Annotated in this window: 19 protein-coding genes and 1 riboswitch; of the genes, 8 read left to right on the top strand and 11 right to left on the bottom strand. The window is 69.2% G+C overall.

The window, feature by feature from the left end:
- Positions 1-30: 30 nt before the first annotated feature.
- From ACFW47_RS09595 to ACFW47_RS09570, 6 genes are all read right to left on the bottom strand, one after another.
- On the bottom strand, positions 31-897 hold the full coding sequence (locus tag ACFW47_RS09595) for a GNAT family N-acetyltransferase (protein WP_386280190.1): 867 nt from the start codon (positions 895-897) through the stop codon (positions 31-33).
- An 88-nt stretch (positions 898-985) separates the two neighbouring features.
- Positions 986-1,468: an NUDIX domain-containing protein gene (locus ACFW47_RS09590; protein ID WP_386280192.1), complete on the bottom strand. Its 483-nt coding sequence runs from the start codon at positions 1,466-1,468 to the stop codon at positions 986-988.
- Positions 1,469-1,535: 67 nt separating this feature from the next.
- Positions 1,536-2,441: a LysR family transcriptional regulator gene (locus ACFW47_RS09585; protein ID WP_386280194.1), complete on the bottom strand. Its 906-nt coding sequence runs from the start codon at positions 2,439-2,441 to the stop codon at positions 1,536-1,538.
- A gap of 229 nt (positions 2,442-2,670) precedes the next feature.
- A complete protein-coding gene (locus tag ACFW47_RS09580; RefSeq protein WP_386305408.1) occupies positions 2,671-3,849 on the bottom strand; it encodes a cystathionine gamma-lyase in 1,179 nt (392 codons plus the stop codon).
- Positions 3,846-4,340 carry a low molecular weight protein-tyrosine-phosphatase gene (locus ACFW47_RS09575; protein WP_386305406.1) on the bottom strand — a complete coding sequence of 165 codons (495 nt, stop codon included), beginning with the start codon at positions 4,338-4,340 and terminating at the stop codon, positions 3,846-3,848. Before ACFW47_RS09575 ends, ACFW47_RS09580 begins: the two co-directional genes overlap by 4 nt.
- A gap of 4 nt (positions 4,341-4,344) precedes the next feature.
- Entirely contained in the window at positions 4,345-4,722 is a 378-nt protein-coding gene (locus ACFW47_RS09570; protein ID WP_386280201.1) for a phage holin family protein, read from the bottom strand.
- A gap of 59 nt (positions 4,723-4,781) precedes the next feature.
- Here ACFW47_RS09570 and ACFW47_RS09565 point away from each other — a divergent pair, with 59 nt between their 5' ends.
- From ACFW47_RS09565 to ACFW47_RS09550, 4 genes are all read left to right on the top strand, one after another.
- The gene (locus tag ACFW47_RS09565; RefSeq protein ID WP_043382483.1) at positions 4,782-5,099 is read left to right on the top strand and encodes a cupin domain-containing protein; all 318 of its coding nucleotides are present in this window, start codon (positions 4,782-4,784) and stop codon (positions 5,097-5,099) included.
- A gap of 174 nt (positions 5,100-5,273) precedes the next feature.
- Positions 5,274-5,486 (top strand): DUF5326 family protein, encoded by a 213-nt coding sequence (locus tag ACFW47_RS09560; RefSeq protein WP_030042262.1) that lies wholly within the window; start codon positions 5,274-5,276, stop codon positions 5,484-5,486.
- Between the two features lie 298 nt (positions 5,487-5,784).
- The gene (locus ACFW47_RS09555) at positions 5,785-6,528 is read left to right on the top strand and encodes an IclR family transcriptional regulator (RefSeq protein WP_386280204.1); all 744 of its coding nucleotides are present in this window, start codon (positions 5,785-5,787) and stop codon (positions 6,526-6,528) included.
- A 98-nt stretch (positions 6,529-6,626) separates the two neighbouring features.
- Positions 6,627-7,064 (top strand): SsgA family sporulation/cell division regulator, encoded by a 438-nt coding sequence (locus tag ACFW47_RS09550; RefSeq protein WP_386305404.1) that lies wholly within the window; start codon positions 6,627-6,629, stop codon positions 7,062-7,064.
- 64 nt (positions 7,065-7,128) lie between these two features.
- Here the strand turns inward: ACFW47_RS09550 and ACFW47_RS09545 are convergent, their stop codons facing one another.
- Positions 7,129-8,673 carry a YibE/F family protein gene (locus ACFW47_RS09545; RefSeq protein WP_386305402.1) on the bottom strand — a complete coding sequence of 515 codons (1,545 nt, stop codon included), beginning with the start codon at positions 8,671-8,673 and terminating at the stop codon, positions 7,129-7,131.
- Positions 8,674-8,744: 71 nt separating this feature from the next.
- Positions 8,745-8,934, top strand: a riboswitch (TPP riboswitch).
- Here ACFW47_RS09545 and thiC point away from each other — a divergent pair.
- Positions 8,927-10,738, top strand: coding sequence for a phosphomethylpyrimidine synthase ThiC (gene thiC / locus ACFW47_RS09540; protein ID WP_386280212.1), 1,812 nt, complete (start codon positions 8,927-8,929; stop codon positions 10,736-10,738). Its footprint overlaps the riboswitch before it by 8 nt.
- A 61-nt stretch (positions 10,739-10,799) precedes the next feature.
- Here the strand turns inward: thiC and ACFW47_RS09535 are convergent, their stop codons facing one another.
- From ACFW47_RS09535 to ACFW47_RS09525, 3 genes are all read right to left on the bottom strand, one after another.
- Positions 10,800-11,666 (bottom strand): hypothetical protein, encoded by an 867-nt coding sequence (locus tag ACFW47_RS09535; protein ID WP_386305400.1) that lies wholly within the window; start codon positions 11,664-11,666, stop codon positions 10,800-10,802.
- Positions 11,667-11,848: 182 nt separating this feature from the next.
- The gene (locus tag ACFW47_RS09530; protein ID WP_386280216.1) at positions 11,849-12,955 is read right to left on the bottom strand and encodes a metallophosphoesterase family protein; all 1,107 of its coding nucleotides are present in this window, start codon (positions 12,953-12,955) and stop codon (positions 11,849-11,851) included.
- A 212-nt stretch (positions 12,956-13,167) separates the two neighbouring features.
- A complete protein-coding gene (locus ACFW47_RS09525; RefSeq protein WP_073726019.1) occupies positions 13,168-14,280 on the bottom strand; it encodes a LacI family DNA-binding transcriptional regulator in 1,113 nt (370 codons plus the stop codon).
- 401 nt (positions 14,281-14,681) lie between these two features.
- Between ACFW47_RS09525 and hisC the strand changes: the two genes are divergently transcribed.
- Positions 14,682-15,761, top strand: coding sequence for a histidinol-phosphate transaminase (gene hisC, locus ACFW47_RS09520; RefSeq protein ID WP_386305398.1), 1,080 nt, complete (start codon positions 14,682-14,684; stop codon positions 15,759-15,761).
- A gap of 53 nt (positions 15,762-15,814) precedes the next feature.
- Here hisC and ACFW47_RS09515 read toward each other — a convergent pair whose 3' ends face one another.
- The gene (locus ACFW47_RS09515) at positions 15,815-16,189 is read right to left on the bottom strand and encodes a cyclophilin-like fold protein (protein ID WP_386280220.1); all 375 of its coding nucleotides are present in this window, start codon (positions 16,187-16,189) and stop codon (positions 15,815-15,817) included.
- A 206-nt stretch (positions 16,190-16,395) separates the two neighbouring features.
- Between ACFW47_RS09515 and ACFW47_RS09510 the strand changes: the two genes are divergently transcribed.
- Both ACFW47_RS09510 and cydB read left to right on the top strand, forming a co-directional pair.
- Entirely contained in the window at positions 16,396-17,901 is a 1,506-nt protein-coding gene (locus tag ACFW47_RS09510; protein WP_386305397.1) for a cytochrome ubiquinol oxidase subunit I, read from the top strand.
- Between the two features lie 20 nt (positions 17,902-17,921).
- Positions 17,922-18,926 (top strand): cytochrome d ubiquinol oxidase subunit II, encoded by a 1,005-nt coding sequence (gene cydB / locus ACFW47_RS09505; RefSeq protein WP_386280224.1) that lies wholly within the window; start codon positions 17,922-17,924, stop codon positions 18,924-18,926.
- Positions 18,927-18,996: the final 70 nt, after the last annotated feature.

The following is an 18,996-nucleotide window of genomic DNA, read 5'->3' as shown; positions in this document are numbered from 1 at the left end:
CCGGGGACCGGCCTCGCCGCACGGAACGGATCAGCCCGCCGCCACCGTCAGGGGAGCGAACCGCCGCTGCCAGTCCCCGGGCAGCTCCGTGATGCCGTACGTCATGACCGCGTTGGTGGTGAGGGAGGAGAGACCATGCCGCTTCGCCCAGGCCAGCAGCTCTTCGTGCCGTACGTCGATGTCCGTGCGCAATGGGCGGTCGGTGCGGGCGGCGAGGGAGGCCAGCAGTGCCTTGGCCGTCTCGGTGTCACGGGCGATCAGCGGGCCCACGACGTGGGTTTCCATGTTGGGCCAGGCGGCGGCGTATCCGATGAGCCGTCCGCCCTCCTCCGCGACCCGGAGTTGATCGGCGAAGGCGGGCAAGCGAGTGATGATGTGGGTGCGGTCGGTGCCGAACACCTCCTCGTCGAGCCGGACGATCGCGGCGAGGTCCTCGGCCGTGGCCGCGCGCGTAAGGACCGCGGGCTCGCTCCCGGCGGGCACGAAATGCCCCCGCACCATCTCCGCCCGGCCGGTGGTCTTGAAACCGAGCTCCTCGTACAGGGGCCGGCCGTTCGGGGTGGCGTGCAGCGTCAGCGGGGTGGTGCCCAGCGCGTTGACGACGTGACGCATCAGCCGGCGCCCGACACCCTGGCGGGCGTGACGCTCCGCGACCAGCACCATGCCGATGGCGGCGAGACAGGGGCGTCCGTGCGGACCGTACTCGGTGACGGTGCACGCGCTGACGAGGCCGCCGCCGGGGTCGTCGATGCCGTAGGCGTTCCCGGCTGTGAGGAGGAACGACCACTTGTGTTCCTCACGGGGCCACCCCCGGTCCTCGGACAGGTCGGCGCAGGCGGTGAGGTCGCGGAGGGTCAGACGGCGGATCGGGAGCGAGGCGAGGGAAGGTGTCGACACGCAGGTCAGGCTGTACGACGGCAGCCGCCGGCGTCCACCACTTTCCGCGGAACGCGCGAGCTTTTGGCCACCCGCACGACGGCCGGGGTCAGCCGAGGTCGGGAGCGAGCAAGGCGCGCACGCCCTCGATGTTGCCGTCCAGATAGTGCCGGAGCGAGAGCGGTACGAGGTGCACGGAGGCGATCCCGACCCTGGTGAAAGGCACCCGGACGATCTCGTACTCACCGGCCGGCTCCTCGACCTCGGGGCCGTGTCGCAGGGACGGGTCCATGGACTCCAGGCGGCAGACGAAGAAGTGCTGCACCTTCACGCCGGTCGCCCCATCGTCTTCGCCGATGTGTTCCACCGTGTCCACGAAACACGGGACCACGTCGGTGATCTTGGCTCCCAGTTCCTCGTGCACCTCGCGGTGCAGGGCGTCCACGACGGTGGTGTCGCCTGGCTCGACCCCGCCTCCGGGAGTGACCCAGTAGGGATCGACGCCGGGCTTGGTGCGCTTGATCAGAATCAGGGCGCCGTCGTCCAGGAGAACGGCACGGGCGGTGCGCTTGACCACGGGTCGGACGGTCATGGGAGAAATGTGGCCCGGCTGGTTCCACGTGAAACATCGAGGGCGTCAACCGCCCCTGACCGACGGCTCAGCTCCAGTCGGCAGCCGCGCGCAGCAGCCACTCATGGGCCCGTGCGATGTGTGGCATCGCGAGCGTGCCGGTACGCACCACCAGGAAATACGTCCGCAGAGGCGGCACCGCGGGGTCATGCAGGGTGACAGCCTCACCGCGCTCCAGCGCTTCGGCGCACAGGTAGCGGGGCAGTACGGCGAGTCCGGCGCCGGCGACCGTACAGGCGAGCACCGCACGCAGGTCTGGGGCGACGACGGTGGCCGGGGCTGCCGGGCGGGCGTCGAAGACGGACGCCCAGTAGCGGGCGACGAAGGGCAGCGACTCGTGCACCTCGACCACGGGGATGTGCTCCAGGTCGGGTGCGGCGGTGCGGCGGACCTGCTCGGGGCCGGCCCGCTCCGCCCAGTGGGGAGCGGCGACCAGGACGTGCTCCTCGTCGCAGAGCGGAGTGGCCGTGAGCAGCGCCCCGCGCGGGCGGGCCGTACCGATGGCCAGATCGTGATGCCCGGCGGCCAGCCCCTCCAGGGCCTCCTCGGCGTTCCCGAACGAGGCGCGCAGGGCGAAGCCCTGTCCGTCCTCGCCGGTGAGCTCCGTGAGCGCGGGCAGTGCCCGCTCGGCGGTGAACTCCGGGGGACCGGCCAGATGCAGGGTCCGCAGGGAGGAGTCGTCATCGAGCCCGGTCTCGGCTATTTCCACCAGGGCGTCGAGGTGGGGCGCGGCCTTGTGGGCGAGCTCGTCACCGATGGTCGTCGGAGTCACGCCGCGGGCCTGCCGCAGGAACAGAGGGCGCCCGAGCTGCCTTTCCAGCGTGCGGATCTGGGAGGTGACGGCCGGCTGGGAGAGGCCGAGCAGGGCCGCCGCGCGCGTGAAGGAACCGGCCCGGTGCACGGTCACGAACGTGCGCAGCAAGGCCAGATCCACGGAAGCCGTCCCCCTCTTCTGTTCTCCACCGGCCTTCCGGCCACGCTCAACTATAAATATGTCGATAGGTCGCTGTCGCTACTGTGATTGGACACTGACACAGAGTCAACTAGCCTGAGTCGCGCGGTTCTTCGCGCGCGAGAACCGGAGGGCGGTCCGAGCCACGAGGGGGGAGGCTCGGACCGCCCGGCGTGCTCGGCCGGTCGGCGAGGAATCCGCGCGGTGCCGGTCAGCCCGCCGATTCGTCGAGCGCGCGCAGCAGGTCCGCCACCAGGTCCTCGGGGTCCTCGGCCCCGACCGAGAGGCGGATGAAGCCCTCCGGTACCGCGTCGCCGCCCCAGCGTCCGCGCCGCTCGGCCGTGGACCGTACGCCACCGAAGCTGGTCGCACCTTCCACGAGCCGCAGCGCGTCGAGGAAACGATCGGCACGCGCGCGCGTGGGCAGTGTGAAGGAGACCACGCACCCGTAGCGCCGCATCTGCTGTGCGGCGATCTTGTGCGAGGGGTCGTCGGGCAGCCCCGGGTAGCGCAGGCCGGTGACCTCTGACCGCGCGCCGAGCGCCTCGGCCACCTTGAGCGCGGTGGCGTTCTGCCGGTCCACGCGCAGCTGGAGGGTGGCGATCGAGCGGTGCGCGAGCCAGGCCTCCATGGGCCCGGGGATCGCGCCGACGATCTTGCGCCAACGCCGTACGGCGGCCATCGCCTCCCGGTCGCGGCCTGACACGTAGCCCAGCAGGACATCGCCGTGCCCGGTGAGCTGCTTGGTGCCGCTGGCCACCGAGAAGTCGGCGCCGAGGTCCAGCGGGCGCTGGCCGAGAGGCGTGGCGAGCGTGTTGTCGACGGCGACCAGGGCGCCGTGTGCGTGGGCCGCCTCCGCGAGCCGCCGGACGTCGCAGACGTCCAGCCCCGGGTTGGAGGGCGTCTCGATCCACAGCAGCCTCGCCCCGTCCAGGACGTCCAGCTGGGCGTCCCCGCCGGTCGGCGCGGTGCGCACCTCGATGCCGTACGCCTCCAGTTGGGCTCGGGCCAGCGGCAGCGCCTGGTAACCGTCGTCGGGCAGGACTGCCGCGTCCCCGGCGCGCAGCTGTGAGAAGAGCACCGAGGAGATCGCGGCCATGCCCGAGGCGAACACGAGTGTCTCGACGTCGTCCTGCCCCGGCGCCTCCAGTTCGCCGATGGCGCGCTCGAGGTGGGTCCAGGTCGGGTTCTCGTCGCGTCCGTAGGTGTACGGACCGGTCGGCTCTCCCGGCAGGTGGAAGTGGGCGGCGAACACGGGGCCGGGCAGCGTCGGCTCGTGCTTGACGGGCTCCGGCAGCCCGGCCCGTACGGCGCGGGTGCCGTCGCCGGTGCCGGGAAAGGGCCCCTCCGCTCCCGTACCGTCCCTGTCGCTGGTAGCGGAATCGCTCATGCCACCCGTCCTCTCACCCGCTCGCGTACCGCGGCGAGCAGTCCGCCGCTCGCCGCCTCCACCATCTCAAGGCACTCCTGGAAGCCGTCCACGCCCCCGTAGTAGGGATCGGGTACGTCGAGGTCGCCAGGGTCGGCGGCGGGGTCGTAGGAGCGCAGCAGCCGTACCTTGTCCGCGTCCTGCTCCGTGGGCGCCAGGCGGCGCAGCGCCCGCAGGTGGCCGGCGTCCAGGGCGACGACGAGGTCGAGGTGGGCGAACCAGGACGGCTGGAACTGCCGGGCCGTGTGGTCGAGCGTGTAGCCGTTCTCCGTGAGGACGTTCACCGTGCGGGGGTCGGCGCCCTCGCCCTCGTGCCAGCCGCCGGTGCCGGCGCTGTCGGCCTCGACCAGGCCGTCCAGTCCTGCGTCCGCCACGCGCGCGTGGAAGACGGCCTCGGCCATCGGGGAGCGGCAGATGTTGCCCGTGCACACGAAGCAGACGCGGTAGGTCACGTGATCAGTCCTTGTCGGGCAGGAACGCGTTGAGGGCCCAGGAGACGATCGAGATGATCAGGCCGCCCAGGACGGCGGTCCAGAACCCGTCGACGTGGAAGCTCAGGTCGAGCTTGTCGGCCAGCCACGACGTGAGCAACAGCATCAGCGCGTTGACCACCAGCGTGAACAGGCCGAGGGTCAGGATGAACAGCGGGAAGGTCAGCACCTGCACGATCGGCTTGACCAGCATGTTGACCAGGCCGAACACCAGGGCGACGACAATCAGCGTGAGCGTCTTCTCGCCGGTGCTTCCCCCGGTCAGCGTGATCTTGTCGAGCAGCCACACGGCGACCGCCAGGGCGGCCGCGTTGGCGATCGTCTTGACTAGGAAATTCTTCATGTGTCTGATCGTGGCAGACACGACCGGAAACGAACGGTGAGGCAGGGGCGGACGAGGCGATGAAGGCATTCCGGCTGGACGAACTCGAGGCGGAGCGCGCCGCCAACGACGGTGCCTACCTGCAGTTCCTGCGCGAGCGGAACATGTCGGTCGGTCTGTACGCCCTCGACGCGGGAACGTCCGACCCGCAGCAGCCGCACGCGCAGGACGAGGTGTACTTCGTGGTGAGCGGCCGGGCCGCGATCACCGTGGGCATGGAGACCACCCAGGTCGCGCGCGGCAGCGTGGTCTACGTGCCGGCCGGGGTCGCCCACAAGTTCCACCACATCAGCGAGGACCTGCGGGTTCTGGTGGTCTTCTCCCCTCCCGAGAGCTGAGCCGCGCATCGGGGTTCCCTAGGGGATCGGTCAGGGGGAGACAGGGGATGCGGGGCCGCTGCCGGGGCACGCGCGGCCCTAGCATCGAGTGCAGGACATTCGGAATTCCCAGCGGGCTCCCGGGCCGTCGAAGGACCCGGCGCTCGAACGGGCGGAGAGGTAAGGACGAGGGCGATGCGAGAGATCTTCACGGGGTTGCCGTGGTGGGTGAAGTGGGTCGCGGTGCCGGTCATCGCCCTGGTCGTGTTCGGCGGGCTGATCGCCAGCGTGGTCGGCTTCGTGATCGGACTGCTGTTCAAGCTGCTGGTCTTCGTCGCGCTCGTCGGCGGACTGATCTACGTGGTGCGCAAGTTCATGTCGAGTTCATCCTCACGCAGCGACTGGTGAGGACTGTGGGACACCGGAGGCGGTAACAGGAATCACCGGTTCCCTCGCGCGAGGGAAGTTTCCCGGACGGTTCGCCGGTGAGCGGTGACCGGCGATTAGAGTCCGGAACTCGACGCGGGGGTGACCCCGCGAGCGGCGTACACCCCCACCCGTGTTCCCCGCACGGGGCTGCCCCCTCGCGTTCCGGGAGTGACCCTTGGCCACGGCCGACACCGCATTTGTTCCGCTGCACGCATTGCCCGTGCAGCCACACTCGACGCCCCGAACGCCCCCCACCTCCTCCGCGGACCCGCCCTCCGTGACGCTCATCGGATCCGTTCAGCGGGCGATGCGGCTTCTGGAGTGCGTCGCCGGGCACACGTACGGAGCCCCCGCCAAGCAACTGGCCCGGGAGACCGGGCTGGCGCTGCCCACGGCGTACCACCTGCTGCGCACCTTGGTGCACGAGGGCTATCTGCGCCGCGAGAAGGGGCTGTTCTTCCTCGGCGAGGCCGCCGAGCGGCTGAGCGGCCGAGGCGCCCAGCAGAAACGTCGCAGCACGGTGATCGACGCATTGGCGCGCTGGCGCGACGCGATCGGCGTCCCCGTGTACTACGCCATGTACCGGGACGGCGAGATCGAAATCATGTGCGTCTCCGACACCCCGGGCAACCCGGCCGTGGAGGAATGGGCGGACTTCCGGGAGACCGCACACGCGCACGCCATCGGGCAGTGCCTGCTGTCGCAGCTGGACGAGGACGCCCGCCGTGACCACCTGGACAGGTACCCCGTGCGACCCGTCACGCCGTACACGGTGCGTGATGGCAATGCCCTGCTGAAGCGGCTGGAGCGCATGCGGCGGATGACTCCGGTGGTCGAACGCCAGGAGTACGCCCTGGGGACGGTGTGCGCGGCGATCCCGATCACCGTCGGCACCACGGCCGCCACCATGGCCATTTCCCTGCCCCTCCAGCAGGCCGACCGGCTGCTGCCCGCGGCGCAGCGGTTGCAGGACGAGGTGGGGCGGTTACTGGGGTCACTGGCGATCTCTATCAGTATCTGAAAACTCACTCCTTGTGATCTGGTGTGTACGTTGAGCAAGATGCCACCAGTGTTAGAGGTTTGATTCCCGGACAGTCGACGGCGAATGACGGGTGTGCGATGGGCGAGTCCGTACAGGCAGAGGTCATGATGAGCTTTCTCGTGTCCGAGGAGCTCTCGTTCCGCATCCCGGTGGAGCTGCGCTACGAGACCTGTGATCCCTATGCCGTGCGACTGACCTTCCATCTGCCCGGGGACGCGCCGGTGACCTGGGCCTTCGGCCGGGAGCTGCTGGTGGACGGGGTGGGCCGGCCGTGCGGTGACGGCGATGTGCGCATCGCTCCCGTCGACCCCGAGCCGCTGGCCGAGGTACTGATCCGTCTTCAGGTCGGGACCGACCAGGCGCTCTTCCGGTCATCGGCGGCTCCCCTGGTGGCGTTCCTGGACCGGACCGACAAGCTGGTGCCGCTGGGCCAGGAGGGTGCGCTCGCCGACTTCGACGCCCACCTCGACGAGGCCCTGGACCGCATCCTGGCGGAGGAACAGAGCGCGGGCTGAACCGTTACGGCAGGAACCCCTTCCCGTGCCGTAAACGCTTCACCGGGGCGGTCCCTCCGGTGGCTCAGCGCTTGCGGCGCCGACCCCGCCCGCCGCGTACGGACGCCGAACCCGGTGCCGCTCCCGGGGCCTGTGCCGCAGGGCGGTCGGCGGGCCGGTCGGCCGACACGACGAGGGCCGCGAGGGCCGTGGTGACCGGAACGGACGCCACCAGGCCGATCGAGCCGACCAGTGTGCGCACGATCTCCTCCGCGACCAACTCGCTGTTGGCGACCGTGCCCACCCCGCTCTGCGCAATGGAGAACAGCAGCAGCAGCGGAAGGGCGGCGCCCGCGTAGGCGAGGACCAGAGTGTTGACGACCGAGGCGATGTGGTCGCGACCGATACGGATTCCGGCCCGGTACAGCCCGCGCCGGCCCAGCGTCGGATTGGCCTCGTGCAGTTCCCAGACCGCCGACGTCTGGGTGACCGTCACGTCGTCGAGGACACCGAGCGAACCGATGATGACTCCGGCCAGCAGCAGGCCGCTCATGTCGATCGTCGGATACAGGCCGTGGATGAGGCCCGTGTTGTCGTCCGTGTTGCCGGTGAGCGCGGCCCAGCCGATGAACAGCGACCCGAGCACGCCGATCAGCACCAGGGAGATGAGCGTGCCCAGTACCGCCACGGACGTGCGGGCCGACAGGCCGTGGCACAGGTACAGGGCGATCAGCATGATGGCACTGGAGCCGATCACCGCCACGAGCAGCGGGTTCGAGCCCTGCAGGATGGCGGGCAGGATGAAGAAGTTCAGCAGCAGGAAGCTGACGGCCAGGGAGATCAGCGCCATGAGGCCGCGTAGACGTCCGACGACCACGACCGCGAGGGCGAAGATGCCGGCGAGCAGCGCCATCGGGACCCGGCGGTTGATGTCGGTCACCGAGTACTGCAGGTCTTCGGGCGCGGAGGGCTCGTAGGCGACCACGACCTTCTGGCCTTCGTGCAGCTGCCGTGACTGGTCCGGCTGCACGATCTCGGTGAAGGTGCGGCCCTTGTCGTCGCCGCTGTCGACGCGGATCGTGGCCCGCTTGCAGTCGCCGTTCGCCTGCTGCACCGCGGAGGAACCCTCGGCGGTGGAGGTGTCGCCGGTCGGGGGGACGCCCGACGCGTTCACGGACTGGCAGCTCAGCTCAACCACCTTGGTGACCGTGGCCTGCTGCGTCTGCCGGTCGAAGCCGACCCCGGTGCGTTCGTGCGGCGGGGCTCCTCCCGGCCACAGCACCGCGAGCCCGATCAGCACGGCCGCGGCGAACGGGATGAGGACCGCGGCGATGACCTTCCGCAGATGCCGGGAGACGGGCGCCGCCGGACCGTGACTGTGCGCGTGCGAGTGGCCGTGTCCGCCGCCCCCGCCTCCACCGCCGCCCGAACCGTGGCCTCCGGCACCGTGCCCGCCGCCAGGGCCCTGCCCGCCGCCGGGGCCGTGCCCGCCCCCTGCGTCATGGCGGTCTCCGCCCGCGCCGTGAGGACCGGGTGAAACCGGACCGGCTCCGTGGCTGTCGCCGTGGTCGGTGCCCGGTCCGCGGCGGGGTTCGTGCGGCGGGAAGGGGGGATGCTGCGGTGTGGTCACCGACCGATCATCGCAAGAACGAGGGGGGCCCTCTGTTCACCGCGCCCGAATTGACGCTAGCGTGGAGGCACCTTTGTACACGCGGGAGCTCGGAGCACCGGGCTGAGAGGGCGCTGACCTCCGTCCCAGCGATGTTTCACGGGAAACGTCACCGAAGTCGAGTGACGTTGCCCACGAAACGTCCGCGGACGGAAACCGCTGCGTCGACCGCCGAACCTGTTACCGGGTAATGCCGGCGTAGGGAGTAGGTCTCATGACCATCAAGGACGCACGCACGCCTGCCTCCACTCAGAACTCCGTCCAGGAGGAGACCGCGGAGGCCGGGAAGTCCATCGGCTGGCACAAGGCGTACGTCGAGGGCTCGCGCCCCGACCTGCGGGTGCCGGTCCGTCAGGTGCACCTCACCAACGGGAAGTCGGTCACGCTCTACGACACCTCGGGCCCGTACACCGATCCGCTCCTCGACACCGATGTCCGACGGGGGCTGCCGCCGCTGCGGGAGAACTGGATCATCGCCCGCGGTGACACGGAGGAGTACGCGGGCCGTCCCGTCCGTCCCGAGGACGACGGAATCAAGCACACCTCGCCGCGTGGCGGTCTGCGCAACCTCGATGCCGTCTTCCCCGGGCGTCCGCGCCAGCCGCGGCGCGGCCGGGACGGCAGCGCGGTCACGCAACTCGCGTACGCACGCCGGGGAGAGATCACGCCCGAGATGGAGTACGTGGCCATCCGGGAGAACGTGGCGCCGGAGGTGGTCCGCGAGGAGATCGCGGCGGGCCGTGCCGTGCTGCCCGCCAACGTCAACCACCCGGAGATCGAGCCGATGATCATCGGCAAGCGGTTCCTGGTGAAGGTCAATGCCAACATCGGCAACTCGGCGGTGACGTCCTCCATCGAGGAAGAGGTCGAGAAGATGACCTGGGCGACCCGGTGGGGCGCCGACACGGTCATGGACCTGTCCACCGGCCGCAACATCCACACCACGCGTGAATGGGTACTGCGCAACTCCCCCGTCCCCATCGGGACCGTGCCGCTCTACCAGGCCCTGGAGAAGGTCGACGGCCGGGCCGAGGAGCTGACCTGGGAGATCTACAAGGACACGGTCATCGAACAGGCCGAGCAGGGCGTGGACTACATGACGGTTCACGCCGGGGTGCGCCTGGCGTACGTACCGCTGACCGCGAACCGCAAGACCGGCATCGTCTCGCGCGGCGGGTCGATCATGGCGGCGTGGTGCCTGGCGCACCACAAGGAGTCCTTCCTGTACGAGAACTTCGAGGAGCTCTGCGAGATCCTCGCCGCCTATGACGTCACCTACTCGCTCGGTGACGGCCTGCGGCCGGGTTCCATCGCGGACGCCAACGACGAGGCGCAGTTCGCGGAGTTGCGCACGCTCGGGGAACTCAACACGATCGCCAAGCGTCACAACGTACAGACCATGATCGAGGGCCCGGGCCACGTCCCGATGCACAAGATCAAGGAGAACATCGACCTTCAGCAGGAGATCTGCGATGAAGCTCCGTTCTATACGCTCGGCCCGCTGACGACCGACGTCGCGCCGGCCTACGACCACATCACCTCCGGCATCGGTGCAGCGATGATCGCCTGGTGGGGTACGGCCATGCTCTGCTACGTCACACCCAAGGAGCACCTGGGCCTGCCCAACCGTGACGACGTCAAGACCGGCGTCATCACCTACAAGATCGCCGCCCATGCCGCCGACCTCGCCAAGGGGCACCCAGGCGCCCAGGAGTGGGACGACGCGCTGTCGGACGCCCGTTTCGAGTTCCGGTGGGAGGACCAGTTCAACCTGGCCCTCGACCCGGACACGGCGCGGGAGTTCCACGACGAGACACTGCCGGCCGAGCCTGCCAAGACGGCTCACTTCTGCTCGATGTGCGGGCCGAAGTTCTGCTCCATGAAGATCAGCCAGAGCATCACGGAGCGATTCGGTGGTGCGGCAGCCGAGGGAGCGTCTCCCGAGGAGGTCGCCGAGGGGATGCTCCAGAAGTCGAGGGAGTTCGCGGCGAGCGGGAACAGGGTGTACCTGCCGATCGCCGACTGACGTCACCCGGCCCGGTGCCCCGTACCCCCGAAGGCGAGGGGGTACGGCGCCCGGGCGGTGACTACTCGGACCGGTGTTCCGGGCCGCCGAAGTCCGGGCTGCTGTAGTCCGGGCTCGAGTAGCTCGGACGCGGGCCGGTGGCGGTGCCCTCACCGGGGCTCGTGAAGCCCGGACGGCCGTAGCCGAGGTGCGGCATGCGGCTCGTCGGCGCCGCCGGTCCCGTGCCCAGCGCCGCGGTGCCCGGATCGGCGAGTGCCTCCCGCAGGAACGGCAGGATGCCCCGCTCCAGCAGGGCTTCGTGCCAGGCGTCCCTGGCCCGGACCACTTCCTCGTCGAGTTCGCCGTAGAAGCCGGACTCGGCGAAGGGGCGGTTGCGCAGCGCGGTGAGCAGCAGACCCACCGCGGCGACGAGGATCGCGACCGCGGTCACGGCGCCGAACACCCACCCGGTGGTGAGCATGGTCTGCGCGAAGGTCTGCCCCGGGTCGAGCACCTTCAGGAGGTAACCGACGAGCAGGAAGATCGCCGCGGCGGTGCCGGCCAGGACGGGCGCCAGGACGGCGACGACGGCCACGGCCCCCGCGCCGGTCGCCTCCGCGACCTCGCCCATAGTGGCGGCGAGCCCTGCCGCGCCCGGGCCCTGCTCCTCGGAGCCCGAACCGCGCGTGGCCGGTTCCTTGGCGGACGGCGCCGGGTGGCGCAGCTGCTCACGGACCTTGACGTAGTGCTGGTACTCGGTGGTGGCCGCCGCGGTGATGAGGGCGGTGGCGTTGAGTGCCATGGTGCGCAGTTGTTCGGAGTTGAGCCGCTGTCCGACAGTGGCCAGCTCCGGGCGGTGTGGTGCGGAGCGCAGCGCCTCGTCGAGGATCCGCTCGTATTCCTGGCGGTCCTCGTTCGACAGATGCTGCGGAACGCTGTTCATGTGCATCCCCCGATGCTCCGTAGGGCTTGGGGCTCGCATGCCAACGAGCCGTCGGGCAGAAACGGAGGGGAGCCTGCTACGGATAAGCCGATGGTAGAGCGGCGACGGTGGAGGGTGACAGGGGGTTTCCAGAAATTGGGTGCCGACCTGTGAGGGGGCTGCCGCCGAAAGGTCCGTCCGGTGAACGGTCAGGAAGCGAGCGGAAGTTGCTGGACCAGCAGCTTTCCGGCCATGGTCACGCCGCCGTCCATCGCGATGGCCAGCCCGTCCGCGTAGACGTGAGGTCCTTCGACCGCGGTACGGGTGTCGTCCTCGCCGTCCTCTGAGCCGACCTCGCCCAGCAGATAGGGGATGGGGCTGTGGCCGTGAACGATCCGGGTGCCGCCGTACGTGTCCAGCAAGGAGCGCACGGCGTCGGCGCCGCCCTCGTCGCGGAAGGAGAAGCGCTTGGTGAACTTGCGGAACAGGTCCCACACCTCTTCCGCGTCGTTGCGCGTGAGCGTCTCGCGGACGGTGTCGTTGACCTCCTCGATGGAACGGCCGTAGTCGAGGTACGTGGTGGCGTCCGAGTGGACCAGGAGATGGCCGTCGACCTCTTCCATGGCGTCGAGTCGGGCCATCCACTGCAGGTGGTGGTCCTGCAGGCGGTCCATGTCGGTCTTCTGGCCGCCGTTCAGCAGCCAGGCCGCCTGGAAGGTGGCGGTGCCCGCGCCGGAGTTGACGGGCGTGTCGCCGAACCGCTTGGCGCCCAGCAGCAGCAACTCGTGGTTGCCCATCAGCGCCTTGCAGTAGCCACCGGCCGCGGCGGCCTCTGCGGACAGCCGCATCACGAGGTCGATGACGCCGATGCCGTCGGGACCGCGGTCGGTGAAGTCGCCGAGGAACCACAGCCGTGTGGTGCCGGCGCACCACTGGCCGTCCTCGTCGATGAGGCCCTTCTCCTGCAGGGCGGCCACCAGCTCGTCGAGGTAGCCGTGCACGTCGCCGACCACGAACAGCGGGCCCTGCCCCGTGGCAGGAGGTGCCACTTGGACCGGCTCCGGGTCGACGGTCACCTGGACCGTGTCACCCCGACGGATGACGGGCAGATCCCGCTGGGTGGGCGTGTACCCCTCCGGAAGGGCCTCCTCGTACCCTTCCTCGGGCGGCGGAGCGGCCTCGCTCGCCTGCGGTCCGGGGGCGGCGTACGGAGCGGCCTCGTGGACGTACGCGGGCACCCGGAAGTCGCGCACCGTCGCCGTCCGCTGCACCTCGGGTCCCTGACCGGCCCCCTGAGTCATCGACCCCTCCACCATCGCGCCGCATCTGCACCGCTTCGGACTGCCTGGTCGCAGCGGCCCGCGGTGTGTGGGCCCATCATAGGAATGCGGATCGCGCTGTGTGATGACCCAGGGGTGGTGAATCAGAACAGGACTCCGGTTCACCGTGGCTTTCGCCCCGATTGGGCCCGGCTTCGCCCGTCCGCGACGGCGGCGCGACCATGCTCCGGACGCGCCGGGCGGCGGCCCTACTCGCGCTCGGGTGACCGCGGCGGGCTGACCGTCGTCCGGGGCGGGCGGCGCTGCGAGGACGTACGCACGATCAACTCGGTCGGTATCACCTGCTCGACCGGCTGGTCCTGGGCGAGCCCTTCGATGGCGTCGATCAGGACCTGGATCACCGCCGTACCGATGCGGCGGGGCTTCAGCGACAACGTCGTGATGGGCGGCTCGGTACTGGCGTACACGGTGGACTCGCTGCAGCAGACCAGCAGCAGGTCCTCCGGGACGCGCAGTCCGTAGCGGCGGGCGGCGGCGAGCAGGTCGGTGCCGTTCGGGTCGAACAGTCCGTAGACGGCGTCGGGCCGGTCGGGGCGGGCCAGCAGCCGGTCGGCGGCGACGGCACCGGCGCACGGATCGTGTGCCGGGTAGGACTCGTAGACGGGGTCCTGGCCGACGCGCTCGCACCAGCGCAGGTAGGCGGTGGTCGACAAATGCGTGTACGTGTCGGTCGTGGTGCCGGTGAGCAGGCCGATCCGGCGGGCGCCGGCGTCGGCGAGGTGGTCGAGGATGCCGAGTACGGCGGCCTCGTGGTCGTTGTCGACCCAGGCGGTGACGGGCAGTGTGCCGGCCGGGCGGCCGTCGGAGACGACCGGTAAACCCTGGCGTACGAGTTCGCTGACGACCGGGTCGTGGTCGGAGGGGTCGATGACGACCGTGCCGTCGAGCGCGACGTTGGACCACACGTCGTGACGGGAGGTCGCCGGGAGGATGACGAGCGCGTAGCCCCGGGCGAGCGCGGCGGACGTGGCGGCGCGCGCCATCTCGGCGAAGTACGCGAACTCGGTGAAGGTGAAAGGTTCATCCCCGTACGTCGTCACGGTCAGGCCGATGAGTCCGGACTTGCCGGTGCGGAGCGTGCGGGCGGCGGCCGAGGGCCGGTAGCCCAGTCGGTCCGCGACCTCGCGCACATGGCGCCGGGTGGCATCCGGGAGTCGGCCCTTGCCGTTGAGGGCGTCGGAGACGGTTGTGATGGACACTCCGGCGGCGGCGGCCACGTCCCTGATGCCCGCCCGGCCCGGCCGGCTGCCTCGGCGTGAGGTTTCCGCGCGGCTCACCTGGTGCTTCCCTGCTGCTGTCATGGCGAGCCGATAGTAGGGCTCATGGGGCGGGGTAGGGCGGACGCATATGCACGCATTGACAGTCACGTTTCTGCAAGATCGTTAGAGGTCAACTGCCATCGAAACAATGGCATATGGGGTTGCCCTCCCCAGTACCTGACGTACCGACGACGGAGGGCCTGCTGCGTGTCCGATGTTGCGAAGAGGTCTCAACTCACCTGCACGAGGGATGCGCGCCACGGCGCGAGCCACCGGCGCGTAGATATATGTGCGGCGCGCCCCCCGATTCGTGCGCCTTCGTATCTTGATGCCACTGATGCCGGTGTGACGGACGAGGTCTGGCCTCACCTATACGCAGCGACGCCGAATCCTCTTAAGGTGAGAAGTATTCGATGCCGGTGGTGGTCATGAGGAGGACTGCGGTGAGCGAGACGAGCCCCAAGCTGCGCGCCGAGCTGGAGGGTATTCCCACCTACAAGCCGGGCAAGCCCGCCGCCGCCGATGGCCCGGTGGCCTACAAGCTGTCCTCCAATGAGAACCCGTACCCGCCCCTGCCGGGCGTGATGGAGACGGTGACGGCCGCGGCCTCGTCGTTCAACCGGTACCCGGACATGGCCTGTACGTCCTTGATGAGCGAGCTCTCCGACCGGTTCGGCGTCCCCCTCTCCCACCTGGCCACCGGCACCGGTTCGGTCGGAGTGGCCCAGCAGCTGATCCAGGCGACCTCGGGCCCGGGCGACGAGGTGATCTACGCCTGGCGCTCGTTCGAGGCGTACCCGATCATCACGCAGATCAGCGGCGCGACCTCGGTGAAGGTGCCGCTCACCCCGGGCGACGTGCACGACCTGGACGCGATGGCGGCCGCGATCACCGACCGGACCCGGCTGATCTTCGTCTGCAACCCCAACAACCCGACCGGCACGGTGGTGCGACGGGCCGAGCTGGAGCGGTTCCTGGACCGGGTGCCCAGCGATGTGCTGGTGGTCCTCGACGAGGCGTACCGCGAGTTCATCCGCGACCCCGAGGTACCGGACGGCTGCGAGTTGTACCGCGAGCGGCCCAACGTCTGTGTACTGCGGACCTTTTCCAAGGCCTACGGTCTCGCCGGCCTGCGGGTCGGGTTCGCGATCGCCCACGAGCCGGTCGCGGCCGCGCTGCGGAAGACGGCGGTGCCTTTCGGAGTGAGTCACATCGCCCAGGAGGCGGCGATCGCGTCGCTGCGGGCCGAGGACGAGCTGATCGGGCGGGTCGGGTCGCTCGTGTGCGAGCGCACGCGCGTGGTCGACGCGCTGCGCGCGCAGGGGTGGACCGTTCCGGACACCCAGGCGAACTTCGTGTGGCTGCGACTGGGGGAGCGCACGGTCGCCTTCGCGGACGCGTGCGAGCAGGCCGGTGTGGTCATCCGGCCGTTCCCCGGCGAGGGTGTGCGGGTGACGGTCGGTGAGAGCGAGGCGAACGACATCTTCCTGAAGGTGTCGCAGGAGTTCCGCAAGGAGCTGTAGGGCGGCTGTGGCGCGCCCGCAGCGGGGTCGTCGTAGCGCGTCGTCGTCAGCTGCTAGGCGTCGACGCGTTCGACGCGCACCGGGTCGCCGTCCCGCACCGTCGCCAGCAGGCGCGGGTCGCCGTCGAGGCGGCCCAGGACATTGCAGGGACTCGCGAGGCGGCACTCGTCTCCTCGCGAGATCGGCGTCGGCCCGTACGGCAGCGCCAGGGCGTCGCCGTCGGTCCAGAAGGCGACCGTGCCGGGCTCGACGACCTGCCGGGCGTCCGTTTCACGTGAAACCGACACACCTGTGTCGAAGTACACCTCCTCGCCCCAGGTGTGGGCGGAGGCGGTGAGCGGCAGGGCCTTGAGGAGTGCCCGTGTGCTCGGGGTGTCGGTGAGGGTCGCGGTGAGGTGACCCGCAGGCCACGAGATCCGTATCTTCATGCGGCGAATTCAACAAGATGTTGAAGTTCCCGCCAAGGGGTTGACGTCACAAGGGACCCCCCTTCCGGTGTCGAAAAGCTGTACGTCATAATTGCTTGTGAATGTGAACGCGTTCACAAGCGTGTCCTGATTGCGCCCGAGTTAGGTGTGACGTACACGCACAAACCGCCGACCACGGCGAGTGGCGATGCAAGGAGAGTGACGACGTGGACATGGCTCTGGCGCCGGAGACGCTGGCGCGCTGGCAGTTCGGCATCACGACCGTCTACCACTTCCTGTTCGTCCCCCTGACGATCTCGCTGGCCGCCCTCACGGCCGGTCTGCAGACCGCCTGGGTCCGTACCGAGAAGGAGAAGTACCTCAGAGCCACCAAGTTCTGGGGCAAGCTCTTCCTGATCAACATCGCCATGGGTGTCGTCACCGGCATCGTGCAGGAGTTCCAGTTCGGCATGAACTGGTCCGACTACTCCCGCTTCGTCGGTGATGTCTTCGGCGCTCCGCTCGCCTTCGAGGCGCTGATCGCCTTCTTCTTCGAGTCGACCTTCATCGGCCTGTGGATCTTCGGCTGGGACAAGCTGCCCAAGAAGATCCACCTGGCCTGCATCTGGATGGTGTCGATCGGCACCCTGCTGTCGGCGTACTTCATCCTGGCGGCCAACTCCTGGATGCAGCACCCGGTCGGCTACCGGATCAACGAGGAGAAGGGCCGGGCCGAACTCACCGACTTCTGGGCCGTTCTGACCCAGAACACGACTCTCAACCAGGTTTTCCACAGCTTCTCGGCGGCCTTCCTGACAGGCGGCGCCTTCATGGTGGGCATCGCCGCCTTCCACCTGATGCGCAAGAAGCACATCCCGGTGATGCGCACCTCGCTCCGGCTCGGCCTCGTCACCCTGGCGGTCGGTGGCATCCTCACCGCGGTCAGCGGCGACACCCTCGGCAAGGTCATGTACGAGCAGCAGCCGATGAAGATGGCCGCCGCCGAGGCGCTGTGGGACGGTGAGGAGCCGGCTCCCTTCTCCGTTTTCGCCTACGGGGACGTCGACGAGGGTCACAACAAGGTCGCCCTGGAGATCCCCGGGCTGCTGTCCTTCCTCGCCCACAGCGACTTCGACTCGTACGTACCCGGCATCAACGACACCAATGAGGCCCTTCAGGAGAAGTTCGGCCCCGGCGACTACAAGCCCATCGTCCCCGTCGCCTACTGGGGCTTCCGATGGATGATCGGCTTCGGAATGGCCTCCTTCTCCCTCGGCCTGCTGGGCCTGTGGCTGACACGGAAGAAGTTCCTGCTGCCGCCCGCCCTGCGGACCGGGGAGGACGAGGTTCCGCACCTGGTCCTGCTGCGCAAGCCGCTCGGCACGAGGTTCACCCGTCTGTACTGGCTGCTGGCGCTCTGGACGATGGCGTTCCCGCTGATCGCCAACTCCTGGGGCTGGATCTTCACCGAGATGGGCCGTCAGCCCTGGGTCGTCTACGGCGTGATGCAGACCCGCGACGCGGTCTCCCCCGGTGTCTCCACGACCGAGGTCATCATCTCGATGTCCGTCTTCACCCTGCTGTACGCCGTCCTCGCCGTCATCGAGGTCAAGCTGCTCGCCAAGTACGTCAAGGCCGGCCCGCCCGAGCTCACCGAGGCCGACCTCAACCCGCCCACGAAGATCGGCGGCGACCTCCGTGACGCCGACAAGCCGATGGCCTTCTCGTACTAGGCCGAGGGAGCTGCACAGTCATGGAACTGCACGACGTCTGGTTCGTTCTGATCGCGGTCCTGTGGACCGGCTACTTCTTCCTGGAGGGATTCGACTTCGGGGTCGGCGTGCTCACCAAGCTGCTCGCCCGGAGCCGGGCCGAGAAGCGGGTGCTGATCAACACCATCGGTCCGGTCTGGGACGGCAACGAGGTGTGGCTGCTCACGGCGGGCGGCGCCACCTTCGCCGCCTTCCCGGAGTGGTACGCCACGCTGTTCTCCGGCTTCTACCTCCCGCTGCTGGTCATCCTGGTCTGCCTGATCGTCCGCGGTGTCGCCTTCGAGTACCGCGTGAAGCGGCCCGAGGAGCGCTGGCAGCGCAACTGGGAGACCGCGATCTTCTGGACCTCGCTGATCCCGGCGTTCCTGTGGGGTGTGGCCTTCGGCAACATCGTCCGCGGCGTGAAGATCGACCGCGACATGGAGTACGTCGGCTCCGTCTGGGAGCTGCTCAACCCGTACGCCCTCCTGGGCGGCCTGGTGACCCTGACACTGTTCACCTTCCACGGAACGGTGTTCACGGCGCTCAAGACCGTCGGTGACATCCGCGAGCGGGCCCGCACGCTGGCCCTGCGCGTCGGCCTCGTCACGGCGGTGCTCGCCCTCGCCTTCCTGCTGTGGACGCAGGCCGCCAGCGGCGACGGCAAGAGCCTGGCGGCCCTCGTGGTGGCCGTGGCCGGCCTGGTCGTCGCGCTGGTGGCGAACCAGGCCGGGCGTGAGGGATGGGCGTTCGCCCTGTCCGGGGTCACCATCGTGGCAGCCGTGGCGATGCTCTTCCTGACGCTCTTCCCGAACGTCATGCCGTCCACGCTCGACGCGGACTGGAGCCTCACCGTCACCAACGCATCGTCCAGCCCCTACACCCTGAAGATCATGACCTGGCTGGCCGCGGTCGCCACACCTGTCGTCCTGCTCTACCAGGGCTGGACGTACTGGGTGTTCCGCAAGCGGATCGGTACCCAGCACATCGCCGAACCCGCGCACTGAGTCCGAAGGGGTGTCTCACGTGGCACAGCCTCCTGTTTCACGTGAAACACCCTCTCTGGACGGGAGGGCA

Origin of the sequence: Streptomyces sp. NPDC058796 (genome assembly GCF_042745235.1) — a bacterium.
In the GTDB taxonomy this organism is placed as follows: Bacteria; Actinomycetota; Actinomycetes; order Streptomycetales; family Streptomycetaceae; genus Streptomyces.
Note: the sequence above shows the minus strand (reverse complement) of the source record. Positions and strands in the feature narration are given on the sequence as shown.